This is a genomic window from Streptomyces sp. CNS606 (genome assembly GCF_000426325.1).
This window is the reverse complement of sequence record NZ_AUFD01000018.1, coordinates 58,475-73,238: the sequence shown is the minus strand read 5'-3', so window position 1 is coordinate 73,238 and position 14,764 is coordinate 58,475. Positions and strand designations below refer to the sequence as shown.

General features: G+C 72.2%; 16 protein-coding genes. 13 read left to right on the top strand and 3 right to left on the bottom strand.

Annotated elements, in window-relative coordinates; translation table 11 throughout:
- Window positions 1-93: 93 nt before the first annotated feature.
- The 8 genes from K304_RS34040 to K304_RS0114295 all read left to right on the top strand — a co-directional run bounded on the left by K304_RS34040 (window position 94) and on the right by K304_RS0114295 (window position 6,093).
- A complete protein-coding gene (locus K304_RS34040; protein WP_486591663.1) occupies window positions 94-417 on the top strand; it encodes a TadE/TadG family type IV pilus assembly protein in 324 nt (107 codons plus the stop codon).
- Window positions 414-1,838, top strand: a complete 1,425-nt coding sequence (locus K304_RS0114325; protein ID WP_027764303.1) for a TadA family conjugal transfer-associated ATPase — start codon at window positions 414-416, stop codon at window positions 1,836-1,838. Before K304_RS34040 ends, K304_RS0114325 begins: the two co-directional genes overlap by 4 nt.
- Before the next feature lie 13 nt (window positions 1,839-1,851).
- Complete coding sequence (locus tag K304_RS0114320; RefSeq protein WP_027764302.1) at window positions 1,852-2,796, top strand: type II secretion system F family protein; 945 nt, start codon at window positions 1,852-1,854, stop codon at window positions 2,794-2,796.
- Between the two features lie 19 nt (window positions 2,797-2,815).
- A complete protein-coding gene (locus K304_RS0114315) occupies window positions 2,816-3,706 on the top strand; it encodes a type II secretion system F family protein (RefSeq protein WP_027764301.1) in 891 nt (296 codons plus the stop codon).
- Between the two features lie 249 nt (window positions 3,707-3,955).
- Window positions 3,956-4,150 (top strand): hypothetical protein, encoded by a 195-nt coding sequence (locus K304_RS0114310; protein WP_037790439.1) that lies wholly within the window; start codon window positions 3,956-3,958, stop codon window positions 4,148-4,150.
- Between the two features lie 356 nt (window positions 4,151-4,506).
- Window positions 4,507-4,734: a hypothetical protein gene (locus K304_RS34035; protein WP_158687347.1), complete on the top strand. Its 228-nt coding sequence runs from the start codon at window positions 4,507-4,509 to the stop codon at window positions 4,732-4,734.
- Window positions 4,735-4,768: 34 nt separating this feature from the next.
- Complete coding sequence (locus tag K304_RS0114300) at window positions 4,769-5,350, top strand: hypothetical protein (protein ID WP_027764298.1); 582 nt, start codon at window positions 4,769-4,771, stop codon at window positions 5,348-5,350.
- Between the two features lie 8 nt (window positions 5,351-5,358).
- Window positions 5,359-6,093, top strand: a complete 735-nt coding sequence (locus K304_RS0114295; RefSeq protein ID WP_027764297.1) for an OmpA family protein — start codon at window positions 5,359-5,361, stop codon at window positions 6,091-6,093.
- Window positions 6,094-6,148: 55 nt separating this feature from the next.
- Here the strand turns inward: K304_RS0114295 and K304_RS0114290 are convergent, their stop codons facing one another.
- Together K304_RS0114290 and K304_RS29040 are read right to left on the bottom strand one after the other, a co-directional pair.
- Window positions 6,149-7,048 (bottom strand): aminoglycoside phosphotransferase family protein, encoded by a 900-nt coding sequence (locus K304_RS0114290; RefSeq protein ID WP_027764296.1) that lies wholly within the window; start codon window positions 7,046-7,048, stop codon window positions 6,149-6,151.
- Between the two features lie 77 nt (window positions 7,049-7,125).
- Window positions 7,126-8,160: a WYL domain-containing protein gene (locus K304_RS29040; protein ID WP_051308456.1), complete on the bottom strand. Its 1,035-nt coding sequence runs from the start codon at window positions 8,158-8,160 to the stop codon at window positions 7,126-7,128.
- Between the two features lie 146 nt (window positions 8,161-8,306).
- Between K304_RS29040 and K304_RS0114280 the strand changes: the two genes are divergently transcribed.
- Complete coding sequence (locus K304_RS0114280; protein WP_078529097.1) at window positions 8,307-8,951, top strand: TIGR03086 family metal-binding protein; 645 nt, start codon at window positions 8,307-8,309, stop codon at window positions 8,949-8,951.
- 66 nt (window positions 8,952-9,017) lie between these two features.
- The gene (locus K304_RS0114275) at window positions 9,018-9,749 is read left to right on the top strand and encodes a prepilin peptidase (RefSeq protein ID WP_027764294.1); all 732 of its coding nucleotides are present in this window, start codon (window positions 9,018-9,020) and stop codon (window positions 9,747-9,749) included.
- A gap of 262 nt (window positions 9,750-10,011) precedes the next feature.
- Here K304_RS0114275 and mgrA read toward each other — a convergent pair whose 3' ends face one another.
- Window positions 10,012-11,055, bottom strand: coding sequence for an L-glyceraldehyde 3-phosphate reductase (gene mgrA / locus K304_RS0114270; RefSeq protein ID WP_027764293.1), 1,044 nt, complete (start codon window positions 11,053-11,055; stop codon window positions 10,012-10,014).
- A 222-nt stretch (window positions 11,056-11,277) separates the two neighbouring features.
- Here mgrA and K304_RS0114265 point away from each other — a divergent pair, with 222 nt between their 5' ends.
- The 3 genes from K304_RS0114265 (at window position 11,278) to K304_RS0114255 (ending at window position 14,760) form a co-directional block, all read left to right on the top strand.
- Complete coding sequence (locus K304_RS0114265; protein ID WP_027764292.1) at window positions 11,278-12,039, top strand: isoprenyl transferase; 762 nt, start codon at window positions 11,278-11,280, stop codon at window positions 12,037-12,039.
- Window positions 12,040-12,343: 304 nt separating this feature from the next.
- Complete coding sequence (gene phoH2 / locus K304_RS0114260; RefSeq protein WP_027764291.1) at window positions 12,344-13,681, top strand: RNA 5'-3' helicase PhoH2; 1,338 nt, start codon at window positions 12,344-12,346, stop codon at window positions 13,679-13,681.
- Window positions 13,682-14,070: 389 nt separating this feature from the next.
- Window positions 14,071-14,760, top strand: coding sequence for an aggregation-promoting factor C-terminal-like domain-containing protein (locus tag K304_RS0114255; protein ID WP_027764290.1), 690 nt, complete (start codon window positions 14,071-14,073; stop codon window positions 14,758-14,760).
- The last annotated feature ends 4 nt before the right edge of the window (window positions 14,761-14,764 follow it).

Below are 14,764 nucleotides of genomic sequence, written 5' to 3'. Positions count from 1 at the left end.
AGGGCACGCCCCGCCTCGCGACCGGCGACCGCCCGGCACACGGCACCTCGGCGCGATCCCCAACGGGGAGCGTCCAGCATCGAGTTCGCCGGGATGCTGCCGCTGCTCCTCCTCGTCGCCCTCGCGGCGCTCCAGCTCGGCATCGCCGGCTACGCCGTGCAGCAGGCCGGCACCGGCGCCCGCGCGGGGGCCCGTACGGCCTCCCAGGCCGACATCGCGGACCGGTGCGCGGGCACCGGCAAGGCCGCCATGAGCGGCTGGACCGCCCGCCGCTCCACGTTCGACTGCGCCCACGGCGGCGACGCCGTCACCGTCACCACGACCGTCACCATCCCGTCGGTCATCCCCGGCGTCGACGACTTCGGCTCCGCCGCCCGCTCCGTCACGATGCCCAGCGACGAGGGGAGCACCGAGTGAGCCTGCGTTCCCGCCTGTCCGGCGCCGACGGACACCCGCCCGGCACGGCGTCGTCCCCCGACGGGACCGGCACGACCCCCGGGACCTCCGCGACCGGCGCGCGCGGCGCCGAAGGCGCGGAAGCCACCGCCCGGCTCGTCCCCGCCTACCGCACCAAGCTCCTCGAGGAGATCGACCTCGCCGAGATGTCGGCGCTCACCCCCGCCGAACGCCGCTCGCGCCTCGAACGCGTCCTCGGGCACCTCATCAGCCGCGAGGGCCCCGTACTGGCGACCGACGACCGCGACCTGCTCATCCGCCGCGTCGTGGACGAGGCGCTCGGCCTCGGCGTCCTCGAACCCCTCCTGGAGGACGCCTCCGTCACCGAGATCATGGTCAACGGCCCGGACCAGGTGTTCGTGGAACGCGCCGGCCGCGTCGCGCAGGTGCCCGTGCGGTTCGCCTCGCACGAGCAGCTGATGCAGACCATCGAGCGCATCGTCTCCACCGTGAACCGGCGCGTGGACGAGTCCAACCCCATGGTCGACGCCCGCCTCCCGACCGGCGAACGCGTCAACGTCGTCATCCCGCCGCTGTCCCTGACCGGCGCCACCCTCACCATCCGCCGCTTCCCCCGCGCCTACCGGCTCGACGAACTCGTCCGGCTCGGCACCCTGGACGACGCGATGGTCCTGCTCCTCTCCGCCTTCATCCGGGCCCGCTTCAACGTGATCGTCTCCGGCGGCACCGGCTCCGGGAAGACCACCCTGCTCAACGCCCTGTCCGGCCTCATCCCCGAGACCGAACGCATCATCACCGTCGAGGACGCCGCCGAACTCCAGCTCCAGCAGCAGCACGTCATCCGCCTGGAGACCCGCCCGCCGAACGTCGAGGGCAAGGGCCGGGTGACCGTGCGCGACCTGGTGCGCAACAGCCTCCGCATGCGGCCGGACCGCATCATCGTCGGCGAGGTGCGCGGCGGCGAGACCCTCGACATGCTCCAGGCCATGTCCACCGGCCACGACGGCTCGCTCGCCACCGTGCACGCCAACAGCGCGGAGGACGCGCTGATGCGCCTCCAGACCCTCGCCTCCATGTCGGAGGTCGAGATCCCCTTCCCCGCCCTCCAGGACCAGATCAACTCCGCCGTGGACGTGCTGGTGCAGCTCGCGCGCTTCCCCGACGGCTCGCGGAAGATCGTGGAGATCTCGCTGCTCGCCTCGCACGGCCGGGAGACCTTCCAGATCGCGTCCGTGTGCCGCTTCCGCGCCCGCCCGATGACCCCGGACGGCCGGATCTTCGGCACCTTCGAGCACCTGCCCGTGACCCGCCGCGCGGCCGACCGGCTCACCATGACCGGCGAATCCGTCCCGCCCGCGTTCGGCGTCGCCGCCCCCGACAGCCGGCTCACCACCCGCCAAGCCGGCGGCGCAACAGGCTGAGGACCCCACCCCCATGACCACACTCGCGCTGATCACCCTCGCCGCCGCGCTCCTGGCCTGCGTCCTCGCCGTCGCCGGGGTCCAGGCGTTCGCATCGGGCCGCGCCCGACGGCACGCGCTCGTCGAACGTCTCGCCGCACCCGCCGAGGGCCCCCTCCCACCGGACGGACGCGGACGGCCGTTCACCGCCGTCGACCGCCGGCTGCGCCGCACCCGCCTCGGCCGCCGCATCCACCTGCGGCTGTCCGCCACCGGACTCGACCTCACCCCCGGCGAATTCGCCGTCTACGCCGTCACCGGCGTCGCCGGACTCTGGATTGTCGCCGCCACGCTGCTCGCCCCCTTCTTCGGCCCCCTCGCCGGCATCCTCGGCGTCCTCGCCGCCAACGCCTTCCTCGACTGGCAGCGGCAGAAGCGCATCGAAGCCTTCATCGGCCAACTCCCCGAACTCTCCCGGATCCTCGCCAACGCCACCTCCGCCGGCCTCGCGCTGCGCACCGCCCTCGGCATGGCCGCCGAGGAGATGGACGCCCCCGCAGGCGACGAACTCACCCTCGTCGCGGGCGAACTCGCCGTCGGACGCTCCGTCGAGGACTCCCTCGGCGAACTCGCCGAACGCCTCCCGTCACGCGAACTCGTCGTCCTCGTCACCACCCTGGTGCTCTCCCACCGCGCCGGCGGCACCATCGTCAGCTCGCTGCGCAACCTCACCGAGACGCTGGAGGAACGCAAGGAGACCCGGCGCGAGGTCCGCACCATGCTCGCCGAGGTCAACGCCACCGCGTACACCATCCCCGTGCTGGGCGTCGGCGCCATGCTGATGATGAACTCCATGTCCCCGGGCGCCCTCGACCAGGTCACCGGCACGCCCGCCGGACAGCTGGCGATGATCGTCGCCGTCGGGCTGTTCGCCGTCGGATTCACCGTCATCCGCCGCCTCGGCCGGATCGAAGTCTGAGGAGCGCACCGTGACCTCCCTGCTCCCGCTGCTCCTCGCCCTCGCCGCAGGACTGGCCGTCCTCGGCGTCCTCACCGGCATACGCCTCTACCGCGGCGAGACCAGGCTGCCGTCCGACCTCGCCCTCGCGCTGGAGGTCGGCGCCACCCGCGCCAAACCCCGCCAGCAGGCCGTCGACAGCCTCGGCGTCCGCCTCGCCCCGCTCGTGCTGCGGCTGATGGGCCCCAAACTGCGGGACGCCAAACGCCGACGCATCGACCAGGCCGGCAACCCCGGCGGCCTCACCCTCGACCGCTACGCCGCCCGCCGCGCCGTCTACGGGCTCTTCGGCGCCGCCATGGCGTGCATAGGCCTCGTCGCCGGCAGCCCCGTCTTCGCCCTGATCGCCCTGGCCTTCGGCTGGTTCGCCGCGGACCTCGCCCTGCGCGAGGCCATCCGCCACCGCAGGCGCGAGATCGAGCGGACGCTGCCCGACTTCCTCGACGTGCTCGCCGTCGTCGTCTCGGCCGGGCTCAGCTTCCGTCAGGCCCTGGAGCGGGTCGCCGAGCGCTACAAGGGGCCGTGGGCGGACGAACTCCACATCACCCTGCGGCAGATGGACATGGGGGTGAGCCGCCGCGAGGCCTTCGGCCAGCTGCGCCGCCGCAACTCCTCCGAACAGGTCGACCAGTTCGTCACCGCCCTGCAGCAGGGCGAGGAACTGGGCGCCCCCATCGCCGACACGCTGATGCAGATCGCCACCGACATGCGCCGTACGGATGCGCAGAACGCCCGCCGCAAGGCCGCCAAGACGGTTCCCAAAGCGACCATCGCCACCATCGCGTTCCTGCTGCCCGGCACGCTCATCCTCATCGTCGCCACCTTCGTCCTGGGCAGCGGGACGGACTTCGGTTCGTTCCTGGGCGAATGACGAGGCGTGCGGGCGGCGGTGCGGGCGACGGCGGTCACGCCGAGTCCATCCCGATACCCGCCGACTCTGGTGCAGATACCACCGATCGTGACACCCTCAGCGATGGCACATCGACGGTGCGCGACAATACGACAGACCACCGAAACGACGAACCACAGCCGGAGGTGAGGACGTTGACCTTACGGGGCATCCTCACCTCGCTGAGCGGGACCGGCCGCACGAGGCCGGCCGACACCGGAGGAGACCGCCATGAGGGCCATCCGCGAGTGGGTCCGCAAGACCACCCCACACCTGAGGGGCCGCGCCGCGGACCGGGGCGTCACGTCCATCGAGTACGCGGGCATCGTCATCCTGGTCGCCGGTATCATCCTGCTGATCACCCAGCTGAACCTGGGCACCCAGATCGCAGCCGGAATCCGTGGTGCGGTGAGCGGCATCCTCTGAGCCGTGCTCTCCGCGGTGACGGCGGTCAGACCCTGATCCTGTACGCCGGGGTCATCGCCGGGCTGCTCTTCCTCGCCCTGGCGTTCTTCGCCGTCGCCAAGGCGGGCGCCGTACGCAACGGCGGCCAGTCCGCGGCTGACGCGGCGGCCCTCGCCGCTGCACAGGACGACCGGGACCGCTTCTTCGACGGTTTCCTCGATGCCCTCGGCGACGACGACGAGTGGCAGGACTGGCTGGATCTCACCGAGTCACTCGACCCCGAAGGCTGCGGTGCGGCGTCGGACTTCGCCGGGCGTAACGACTCCTCCGTGACGTCCTGCGACCCGGTCCTCCGCCGAGGCGACCCCGGTTACGCCGTGACCGTCGAGACGAACTTCGACACCGGCAAGACCATCGTGCCCGGAACCGGCAACAAGACCGCCACCGCCGACGCGACGGCGGTCGTCCGGCCGCAGTGCGCCTTCGACGCCGACAGCGACGACGTGGAACTGACCTGCGACGGCGAAGAGATCGAGATCGACCCCGATGACGACGACATCGACCTGGACCCAGCCGACCTGTTCGACGTGGTCCTCGTCGACTGACCACCGAGCAACGAGTGAAGGACGAGATCGAGCCATGAGCATGCGGCCAGCCCGAGCCCGCAGGGCTTCGACCGTCGTGGCCCTCACCCTGGGCACCGCACTGGCGATCGCCGGATGCAGTGGGGACAGCGAGGGCCCTCAGCCCGAGCAGTCCAGCAGCCAGGCCGGGCCGCAGGGCGGGGGGAACGACGGCGAGGCCTCTGGGGGACAGGACCAGAACCAGGTCGTTGCGGAGGTCAAAGGTGGCGACATCACTCTGCGCGTCACCTCCGCCGCCAGGGAAGAAGGCGGCTTCGTGACACTCCGAGGCACCGTCACGAATTCGGGGAGCGACGTATGGGTCGCCCCCGGCTGGCAGGGCGACGAGGCCGAACTCGCCGACAACCAGGCGTCCATGGCCGGTGCCAAGCTCGTGGACAAGGAAGGCCGCAAGCGGTACTACATCCTCCGCGACACCGAAGGACGCTGCCTCTGCACGAAGTTCACCCTCGGTGTGGAGGCCGGAAAGACCGCCGACTGGTACGCGCAGTTCCCCGCGCCGCCGGAGGGGAACGACGAGGTGGACTTCCAGATCGCCGACATGCCGCCCGCCACCGTCTCCCTCTCGGAAGGGTGAGCCCGGCCATGACCCCCCGCTCCCGCGCACGTGTCCTGCGGTCTGCCGCCTGTACCTCCGTGTCGGTGCTGGTCCTGGCAGGCGTCGGTGCCACCGGCGCACACGCGGACCCCACCGATCCGCCGGCCCCGCCCTCGCTGCCGGGCGCGGCCAACCCGACCACGATCCCGACCGACGACCCCGCACTGCCGGGGGAGGACGGCGGACCCGCCCCCTCGTACAGCGAGCCGCCGGACAACATCGGCGACGCCGGACCGCCGGTGGAGGTGGATCCGCAGGCCGTCGGCCTCAAGCTCGCCGACGGGGCGCGCCTCGCCCCGCCGAAGGTGCTGGACATCAAGTTCGTCACCGAGACCATGACGGGCGAGCAGCGCCGCGCCGACAGCAACACCAAGACCACCTTCACCCTCCAGGCGGAGGTGCTGTTCCCCAAGAACAGCGCGAAGCTCAACAACGAGGCGCGCGCCCGCATCGAGGACATCGCGACGGAGATCGAGAGCCAGGGCGCGACCGAGGTGAACGTCTTCGGCTTCACCGACGACCTCGGTTCGTACGCCCACGGTGAAGTTCTCTCCAAGCAGCGGGCCAACGCCGTCCAGAAGGAACTGGCAGGGGCGTTGGACCCGGGCATCACCTTCCAGGTGCGCGGCTACAGCGAGGACTACCCCATCGCGGACAACTCCTCGGAGGAGGGCCGGAAGAAGAACCGCCGCGTCGAGGTCTCCTTCGCCCGCGAGGGCTGACGCCGCGCTGCGGGGTGGCCGTTGAAGCGGGCGGCCCGCCCCGGCTGGACGCGCCTCAGCTCTCCGCCAGCACCGCCCGGACCACGTGCCGGGCGGTGTGCGCCATCGCCGGGTTCGTCTCCCGGTAGTACGGCAGGGCGATCAGGGCCTGCGAGAGGGTGCGTCCGCGTCCCCGACGCCATGTCGCGTCGTCCACGCCGAGAACCTCGCGGAACACCTCGCCCGCCCCGGGCGGAAGCAGGTTCCATGCGGGGAACAGGTCGCACGCCGGATCGCCCGTTCCCGTGCAGCCGAAGTCGATGACGGCGGCGAGCCTGCCGTCGTCGACCAGCAGGTTCCCGGGCATCAGGTCGGCGTGCAGCCACACGGGGGGCCCGTCCCACGCGGGGGCGCGGAGTGCGTCCTCCCACACGGCGGACACGGCGTCGCAGTCCACGCCTTCTTCGGGGAGCCTGCGCAGCTTCTCGATCGCCTCCCGGGTCTCCGCGTCCAGGGAGGAGAGCGGTCCGCCGCGGTGGGCGGTCGGTGCGCCCGGCAGCGTGAGGCTGCGCATCGCCGCCACGAAATCGGCCAGGTCCTCGGCCAGCAGTGCGGGTTCGCGCAGCGCCTCCGCCGCCGGGATGTCCCCCGGCAACCACCGGTAGACCGACCACGGCCACGGATGTCCCTCGGTCGGCTCGCCCTCGGCGAGCACTTCCGGGACGGGGACGGGCAGCAGGGGAGCGAGGCGGGGCAGCCACTGCCGCTCCAGCGCCACGTCCTCCACGCCGCTCTTCGTCAGGGGCAGCCGTACGACCATATCCGCGCCGAGCCGGTACATCGCGTTGACCGTCCCGCCGGACGGGTGCCGCCGCACGGGCAGTTCGGCCCACCGGGGGAAGCGGTCGGCGACGAGCCGCCGTACGAGGTCTTCGTCGACCGGGTGTTGGCCGGGATACAACCGCGCTGTGTTCATGGCTTGTCATCCGACCGCCCGGCTCACCGGAGGTCAACCGCGTTTTCCACGACCGGTGCCCTGCGGACCGGCAGGGCTCAGGCCGTGTCCGGGTCCGTTTCCGGCTCCCGGGCCGGGTCTGGGGGCGGCGGGTAGAGGGCGGTGATCTCGCGGGCGGCGCGCCGGAGTTCGGCCCGGGCGGCGGGCGGGTCGAGGACTTCCACGTCGCCGCCGAACTGAAGGAGCTGGCAGACCGCGCCGAAGGCGGGGTAGGCCATGCGGACCTCCGCCCACTCCCTCCTTCCGGTGCCGTCCGGGGGCGGGAAGCCGGGGTCGAGCATGGTGCCGCAGATGCGCAGGAAGAGGGCCAGCCGCTCGCGGCGTACGCGGGCGTGGACGCGGACGACGGTCGGGCGCACTTCGACCGCGTCGCGCAGCGCCTCCCACGCCTCGGCCAGTTCGACGCCGGCACGCCGTTGCACCGGGGTGTCCAGCACTTTCGCCGAGGTCACCCGGTCCGCGCGGAACAGCCGGGGCCCGCCGCGCAGGTCGGCGACGAGGTACCAGACGCCGGCCTTCGCCACCAGGCCGTACGGGTCGACGGTGTAGGTGTGCGGCTCGCTGTCCCCGCCGTGCCGGTAGCGCATCCGTAGCCGCCGGTCGGCGAACACGGCGGTGTGCAGGACGTCGAGGTCCACGGCGGGACGGTCGCGCCGCTCCCGCCCGGCGTGGCCGAGTTGCCAGCGTTCGGGGTCGACCAGGATGCGGCGGCTGGTGAGTTCGGCGGCGGGACGGTGGGGCGGCGGCAGGGCGGCCATGATCTTCCGCAGCGCCGATCCCAGCGCCCCCTCCAGTCCCAGCGCCGAGTGCGCTCCCTGCGCGGCCAGTACGAACAGGGCGCGGGCCTCGTCCGAGGTGAGCCCGGTGACGTCGGTGCGGAAGCCGGGCAGCAGCGCGATCCCGCCGTGCCGCCCGCGCTCGGCGTACACGGGGACGCCGGCGGTGGAGAGCGAGGCGACGTCGCGGTAGATGGTGCGCACCGACACCTCCAGGCGCTCCGCGAGTGCGGCGGCGGGCACGCGGCCACGCGTCTGGAGCAGCAGCAGGATGGAGAGCAGCCGGTCCGACTTCATGTCTCCAGCATCGCGCGAAAACCTGACGGAAGCTGTCAGGTATCCGGGGCAGGCTCGCTCTCGCCCTGGTGGACGGGGGCCGGGAGACCCGGCCGGCGCTGCCGGGGTGCGGACGCGTTGACGGGCACCGACGAGAGGGAACCACCATGACCAGCACGACCCCGCCCCCCGGCACCAGCACGACCCCGCCCCCCGGCACGGCGCCGACCCGCGCGGCCGCCGACCCGCGCATCGGGTACGAGGCGGCGGCCGACCAGATGGAGGCGCTGATCGGCTCCGTGACCCCCGACCGGCTCGGCGCTCCGACTCCCTGCGGGGAGTGGGAGGTGCGCACGCTGCTGGAGCACGTCGTCGACGGCACGCAGCGTACGGCGGCGCTGGGTGAGGCGGGTCCGGGGGCGGTCATGGAGAAGGAGACGCCGCGCGGGGTCCCGGACGACGGCTGGGCCGCGGCCTATGCCGAGGCGCGCGCCCGGTTCCGCGCCGCGTGGGCCGACGACGCCGGGCTGGCGGGCACCTACACCGTGCCGTGGGGCGAGGTGCCCGGTCACGGCGTGGTGGGTGCCGAGGTGCAGGAGACCGTGGTGCACGCCTGGGACCTGGCCCGCGCCCTGGGCGCGGTCGGCCGTCTCGACGCGCGGCTCGCGGAGGCGACCCTGCCCTTCGCCGAGCAGATCCTCCCCGCCGAACCCCGGGGCGGTGCCGTGCCGTTCGGCCCCGTACGCCCGACCGCTCCGGACGCCGACCCCTACACCCGGCTCGCCGCCTGGCTCGGCCGCGACGTGGGCTGACGGCGGGCCGCGCACCGGCCCCGCGGCACCGTACCCGTGCGGTGCCGTGGCGCGTACGCTCACCGCGTGGACGTGGCCGAGGGGTTGAGGGTGCTGGTGGCGGCCGGTTACGGGGCGGGGGCCGGGGCGCTGCTGCCCCGGCCGGCGTACCGCTTGTCGGTGGAGCCGGGGGAGGCGTGGCGGGGCAGGTGCCCGGACGGGCATCCGCTGCGCGGTCGGGTCGGCGGGTGGCTGGGCCGTGCCCGGTGCGGGGACTGCGGGGCGTACGGCCGGTCGGCGCGGGCGTTCGCCGCGGGCTCGGCCCTGGTGTGTGCGGCGCTCGCCTTCGTGGTCGGGCCGCGACCGGAGCTGGCGGTGTGGCTCCTCGCCGTCCCGGTGGCGCTGCTGCTCGCCGCGGTGGACCGGGCCGTCAACCGGCTGCCCGACATCCTCACCCTGCCACTGGCGTTCGGAACGGCCGCGCTACTGGGCGTCGCCGCGCTGCTACCCGGAGCGGCCGGGAGCTGGCCTCGTGCCCTGCTCGGAGGGGTGGTGCTGAGCGCCGCCTATGGTGTGTTGTTTCTCATTCAACCGCATGCGATGGGCTTCGGCGACGTGAAGCTCGCCCTGCCGCTGGGGCTCGCCCTGGGCTGGTACGGCTGGGGCGCTCTGCTGACCGGCGCGTTCCTCGGTTTCCTCTCCGGTGCGGTCTACGGAACCGCCCTTGTCCTGCGAGGACGCGCCACCCGGAGCAGCGCGCTCGCCTTCGGCCCCTTCATGGTGCTGGGCACGCTGGGGGGTCTCCTGCTCGCGGCCTGACGCACCCCCGGCGAGGCCGGTCCCAGGGGGTGGGTGCCGGGTGCGCCGGACGGGTTCCGTACGGGTTCCGAAAGGGTTCCGGAAGGGAAACCCGGCGAGTGTGCTCCGAGCACGGCCCTGGAGGGGCTATGGTGGAAACCCCCCCTCGGGCCGGTCCGACTCCCCCCTCGGACCGGCCCGCTTTTCGTGTGCGGGGTGCCCGCCCCGGTAGCAAGGTGGCGGGACCGGCTCGCCCCGGCCCCGTCCGGCCCCGGCGCTCAGCTCAGCTCTCGCTGCTGCGGGACCAGATGTTCACGCCGGGCTCCGAGGTGGCCAGTGCGTCGATGTCCGCCAGCTCCGCGTCGGTCAGCGCGGGTCCGTCCAGCGCCGCCACGTTCGCCTCCAGCTGCGCCACGCTGCTTGCGCCGATGAGCGCCGAGGTCATCCGCGGGTCGCGCAGCACCCAGGACAGGGCGAGCTGCGCGAGGGACTGGCCGCGCTGCTGCGCGATGTCGTTCAGGCCGCCCAGTCGGCGGCGCACCTCGTCCGTCAGCCAGCCGGGGTCGAACGACTTGCCCTGTGTGGCCCGGGACCCCTCCGGGATGCCGCCCAGGTACTTGTCGGTGAGCATGCCCTGCTGGAGCGGGGCGAAGGAGATGCAGCCCATGCCCTCCTCCTCCAGCGTGTCGAGCAGGCCGTCGTCCTCCGTCCACCGGTTGATCATCGAGTAGGACGGCTGGTGGATCAGCGGCCGTACGCCCATGTCGCGCAGCAGCCGCGCCGCCTCGCGCGTGCGCGCCGCGTTGTACGAGGAGACGCCCACGTACAGCGCCTTCCCCTGGTGCACGGCGGAGGCCAGGGCCCCCATGGTCTCCTCGAGCGGGGTGTCCGGGTCGAAGCGGTGCGAGTAGAAGATGTCGACGTAGTCGAGCCCCATCCGCCGCAGCGAGGCGTCCAGCGAGGAGAGCAGGTACTTGCGGGAGCCCCATTCGCCGTACGGGCCGGGGTGCATGTCGTAGCCGGCCTTGGTGGAGATCACCAGCTCGTCGCGGTACGGGCGGAAGTCCTGGGCGAGGAGCGTGCCGAAGTTCAGCTCGGCGGAGCCGGGCGGCGGGCCGTAGTTGTTGGCCAGGTCGAAGTGCGTGACACCGAGGTCGAAGGCGCGGCGCAGGATGGCGCGCTGGGCGCCGAGGGCGCGGTCGTCGCCGAAGTTGTGCCACAGGCCGAGGGAGATCGCTGGGAGTTTCAGCCCGCTGCGGCCGGAGCGCCGGTACGTCATGGTGTCGTAACGGCTGTCCGCGGCGCGGTAGTGGGGTGCGTCGTTCATGAGACCGTCATATCAAGCGGTGACGAACCCGCCTCCTGCCACGCCGGGCGGGTGACCTCAGTGACCGGGGTGACGGTCGTGGTCCCGGTGATCGTGGTGATCCGTGGGCGTGACGGGTGCTTACCCGGGTGGTGGAGTCCGGTTGCCCGGATTCGCCCGGACGGGGGACCGGCAGTAGGGTTCTGTGATTCCCGGACACGGCACGGAGGGCTGGCCATTCCCATGAAGCTTCGCGACCTGGTGTACAGGCTCTACGCGCGGCGGGTGGAGGACCGCCTCGATCTCGCGCGGGTGCCGGAGCACATCGGGGTGATCCTGGACGGCAACCGCCGCTGGGCTCGCGCTTCCGGGGGGACCACCGAGCAGGGCCACCGGGCCGGCGCCGGGAAGATCCAGGAACTGCTGGGCTGGTGCTCCGAGACGGACGTCCAGGTGGTCACGCTGTGGCTGCTCTCCACGGACAACCTGAGCCGCCCGGACAACGAACTGCTGCCGCTCCTGGGCATCATCGAGGACACGGTGCGCGACCTGGCCGCCGACGGCCGCTGGCGGGTGCACCACGTGGGCCAGCTCGATCTGCTGCCCGGCCGCACCCAGCGGGTGCTGAAGGAGGCCGAGGCGAAGGCCGGCAGCGTGGACGGGATAGTCGTGAACGTCGCCGTCGGGTACGGCGGCCGGCAGGAGATCGCCGACGCCGTGCGCTCGCTGCTCGCCGACCACGCCGGCCGCGGCACCGGCCTCCACGAGCTGGCCGAGAACCTCACCGTCGAGGACATCGCCGAACACCTCTACACCAGCGGTCAGCCCGACCCGGACCTGGTGATCCGCACCAGCGGGGAGCAGCGGCTGTCCGGCTTCATGCTCTGGCAGAGCGCCCACTCCGAGTACTACTTCTGCGACGTGTTCTGGCCGGCCTTCCGCAAGGTCGACTTCCTGCGGGCCATGCGCGACTACGCCGCCCGCCACCGCCGCTACGGGGGCTGACCCCCGCACTCGCCTCCCTCACCCGCGTCGTGCCGGGGCGCCCGTCACCGAACCGAAACGTACCCGTTCGCGTGGTGTCGCCCCCCGTTGCATGCTCCTTCGCTCCGGCGGGAATATCTCAGGTGGCCGCGCCGTCCACGGAGCGGCCGCCGGGAGGCCCGTTGAGCGACCACGGAAGACCGCGCCCCAAGCGCGGCGACCGTCGGGAGAGGGCCGGAGTCCGGCCCGTTCCACGGGGCCCGACCCGGTCTCTTCCCCCGCGACGCCGTCGCTTCCGACCTCATCCGAGGGGGTACGTCCACCCGTGGCGAACAGCAAGAAGCGCCTCACACCCGACCGGCGCACCTATGTGATCGACACCAGCGTCCTGCTCGCCGATCCGGCGGCCATGACCCGCTTCGACGAGCACGAGGTCGTGCTTCCGGTGGTCGTGGTCACGGAGCTGGAGGCCAAGCGCCACCACCCGGAGCTGGGCTACTTCGCGCGGCAGGCCCTGCGCCTCCTCGACGAGTACCGGATCCGGCACGGCAGGCTGGACGTGCCGTTGCCGGTCGGCGAACTCGGCGGGACGCTGCGCGTCGAGCTCAACAACACGGACGTCGCCGTGCTCCCCGCTGCCCTTTCCAAGGGGCACGGGAGGATGGAGGACAACGACACCCGCATCCTTGCGGTGGCCCGCAACCTCCAGGCCGAGGGCTACGACGTCACGGTCGTCTCGAAGGACCTGCCGCTGCGCATCAAGGCGTCGTCGGTCGGCCTGCTCGCCGAGGAGTACCGCGCGGAACTCGCCATCACCGACTCCGGCTGGACCGGCATGGCGGAACTGACGCTGCCCGGGGAGGACATCGACGAGCTCTTCGCGCAGGAGTCCGTGCTCCTGCCGGAGGCCGCCGACCTGCCCGTGCACACCGGCCTGGTGCTCCAGTCGGAGAAGGGCAAGGCGCTCGGGAGGGTGACTGCGGAGGGCCGGATCAAGCTGGTGCGCGGCGACCGCGAGGTGTTCGGCATCAAGGGCCGCAGCGCCGAACAGCGCATCGCGCTGGATCTGCTGCTCGACCCGGAGATCGGCATCCTCTCCATGGGCGGCCGGGCGGGCACGGGCAAGAGCGCGCTGGCGCTGTGCGCCGGCCTGGAGGCCGTGCTGGAAAGGCGCCAGCACCGGAAGGTGATGGTCTTCCGCCCGCTGTACGCGGTGGGCGGGCAGGACCTCGGCTACCTGCCGGGCACCCACGACGAGAAGATGAACCCGTGGGCGCAGGCCGTCTTCGACACGTTGTCGGCGGTGACCAGCCGGGACGTCATCGAGGAGGTCGTCGCCCGCGGCATGCTCGAGGTGCTGCCGCTGACGCACATCCGGGGCCGTTCGCTGCACGACGCGTTCGTCATCGTGGACGAGGCCCAGTCCCTGGAACGGAACGTGCTGTTGACGGTGCTCTCGCGCATCGGGCAGGACTCGCGTGTCGTTCTCACCCATGACGTGGCACAGCGGGACAATCTGCGCGTCGGCCGGTACGACGGAGTGGTGGCGGTCGTGGAACGGCTCAAGGGTCACCCGCTCTTCTCGCACATCACGCTCACGCGTTCGGAGCGTTCGCCGATCGCCGCGCTGGTGACCGAAATGCTGGAGGAAGGTCGGATTTAATACCCTGATCCGCCAGTTGGCGGCCGAGTCTCGTACGAGTGGGCGAAGCAGCTTACTCATCCGGGGCTCGGCCGCACCCATGTTTCCGGCGAACACACCCGCCAAACCCCCTGTGAACTTTCCCACTCGGTGCAGAATTGCCTCAACCCCGCCGCGTCCGGCAGGGTGTGGGTTCTGTCAGGCCCCGCATACGGCACTCCAGCACCCCCGCGGTGCAGCACCACACAAGTCAACAGCCGTCAGCCGTATGCCGCCCGAGGAACCACGCGGGCTCCCGCCATCGGGAGACCGCCCGGGCCCGCGACTCCCGCAACGGTGTGGGGGTCCAGCGCCAGGGGCACGATTGCGCCCGCGGGTCCCTCCCGTGGGCGATGTGGGAAGGAAACCGTGTGAGCCGGATTTCGGTCCGGGGATTCGCCGTGGCGTCAGCCACCGCGGTCACCACTGTCGGCGCCGTCGTCGGTGTGGCTTCGGGGAGCGAGCAGGCACCCTCGAACGACATCGAGGCCACTGCCGCCGACGCGACGCTCCTCGCCGACATACCTGCGGGTGGCAACGCCCAGGTTCAGACCGTCTCCCTGACGCAGCAGGCGGACGCCCAGACGACCGCTGCGCACTCCGAGGCCAAGAAGTCCGCCCAGGAGGCCGCGCGCAAGCAGGCCGCCGAGGACGCCGCCGCCAAGAAGGAGGCGGCCGAGGAAGCGGCACGCGAGGCGAAGGAGCGCGAGGAGGCCGAGGCCGCCAGCCGCAACGCCGAGCGTACGGACTTCGCCGTCCAGTCCTCGTACACCACCGCCGAGGTCCAGGCGATGGCACGGCAGATCGTCGGAGCAGGCCAGTTCCAGTGCTTCTCCAACATCGTCGACCACGAGTCGGGCTGGGACTACACGGCCACCAACCCGTCCTCCGGCGCGTACGGCCTGATGCAGGCCCTGCCCGGGACGAAGATGGCCTCCGCCGGCGCCGACTGGCGGACCAACCCGGCGACCCAGATCAAGTGGGGCGTGAACTACATGAACGACCGCTACGGCAGCCCGTGCGGCGCATGGGACTTCTGGCAGGCCAACAACTGGTACTGAGCCG